The organism is Caldisericota bacterium, from assembly GCA_034717215.1.
GTDB lineage: Bacteria > Caldisericota > Caldisericia > Caldisericales > Caldisericaceae > UBA646.
In genome coordinates this window covers 1-1,788 of the sequence record JAYELD010000086.1, presented here as the reverse complement: position 1 = coordinate 1,788, position 1,788 = coordinate 1, and the positions used below count along the sequence as shown (strand labels likewise).

General features: G+C 32.3%; 1 protein-coding gene. It reads right to left on the bottom strand.

Features of this window, described 5'->3' with window-relative positions; translation table 11 throughout:
• Positions 1-414: 414 nt before the first annotated feature.
• Positions 415-1,053 carry a serine protease gene (locus U9Q18_03485; protein ID MEA3313418.1) on the bottom strand — a complete coding sequence of 213 codons (639 nt, stop codon included), beginning with the start codon at positions 1,051-1,053 and terminating at the stop codon, positions 415-417.
• Positions 1,054-1,788: the final 735 nt, after the last annotated feature.

Genomic DNA, 1,788 nt, shown 5'->3' with positions numbered 1-1,788 from the left:
TTCTTACCTCCACGTACAGGTACTTTGAGCCAGTTTTCGGGTAGGACAACTTGAATTTCCCTTATTTTAAATTACAAAATGTATTTGGAAAATTTATGAAAATTTAAAAAAGCTACCGAATTATTGAGCCGGTACACCTTCCCTATTCATTCTAACAATCTCAGAAAAAAGTTATGTCAAATATTGAGACCCCTTATATACACACAGTCTGCCGTCCCCTTGTCTTATCCCTTTGTCTTATAAAAGGTACATTTTTATTTTCCACCTTAGGTGCATTTTAGTTTACCATTTCCAAAAGGGTTTTAGAAGGGGATAAATAGGAATAGAGAATCGTTATCCCCTGTTCCTATTTCTAGTGGAAAGAGTTACATTTACTAACTTTGTTATAGTGCAAGACCTGCCCTTATACTCCCACTATTTGAATAATTCTTCTAGTTCAAGAATTCTTTCTGCTTTCAATATCAGACCTAAGTTATTTGGCACTGTTGAAAATACGATAGGTTTTTGTGAAACTGGCACATCAATTATTTTTATTTCACCCTCTACTGTGTGTTGTGGCCCAGCATACAGCACACCCAATAATAATACTCTTGATGCTCCTATATACATGTTGCCGTTTTTGTCTCTATACCCACCTTCATTAAAAATAAAAACTGGTGAACCACTTGAACCAGGAAAGCATGCTGCATCAATTAAAAATTCCTTTTTTCCGTTGTAATCAAAATTCGGGTTTGTAGCTGTAACACCTTTTCTAAAAATTGGTTTATTATTAATGTTATCCCAAATGCCATTAGGATAACCAATCATTAGTATTTCCTCTAAACCTGATAGCTGTTCCATTTGCTGTGCAGAGGGGATTAACTTTTTATCTAATGGAATATAAAAAAGATTTTTATTTTTTTCTTTAGCTGCGTTTATAAAAGGTGCAATTGGCATTGCACATAAATCAACATCATCATCTGGATGTAGCCGCCAAAAATTCTCAAAGTCACTGAAAAATCCCTGAAAATGATCTTTGTCATTTGGTTCACCATTTTCATTTGCGGTAGTCATAATTAGTCTACCTTTTGTAGCATTTCTTATAACACGTTTATTTGTTATAACCACAGGGACATGTAAATTATTTTCTTTATTATCGAGGAATCTAAAAAGAATCCAGTTCCTGTACCAGTAGAATTGTCACTATATTCACATTCAATTCTTACAGTTGAGTATGCTAGTTGTTCTGAAGCAGAAAGATTCATTTAATTACCTCGGTTTTTAAAAAGTAAAATAATAGAAACTCGACTATGTCCGATAACTCGCTTTTATACAAAGTGTCTTCGTATCGTTGAATAATTTTTGCATGTTATACGAAAACCTGTTAACATTTAATCGTATTAAACTTAACTATATTTAAGCATTTTTTAAACAATTATGCAAAAACAATTAGATCAAAGTATTAAGGGGTCTTGCAATATCACTCTTCATATCTCCCCCCAATTTTTTTAATATCAAGAAAGATCGTTTGTATAGTATTTCTTCTGGAAGTAATGTAATAAATTGCTCCTAAGAATTATATCTGTAATGGCCTGGGCATGATGCAAAGATAATATAGCTTTTGTTATATTGCAAGACCCCATACACTCTTTATTATCCGCTATCTCATGTTAGGTATAATATCGAGTCTGTACTATAATTTCTGTAAAAGTAAATAATAAAACTTGAAAAGGGCCATCTAAAGCCTCCATAATAATTAAAAATTCACTAAAACCATTAAGGAGGTAAAAAATAAGATGACCCAATTAA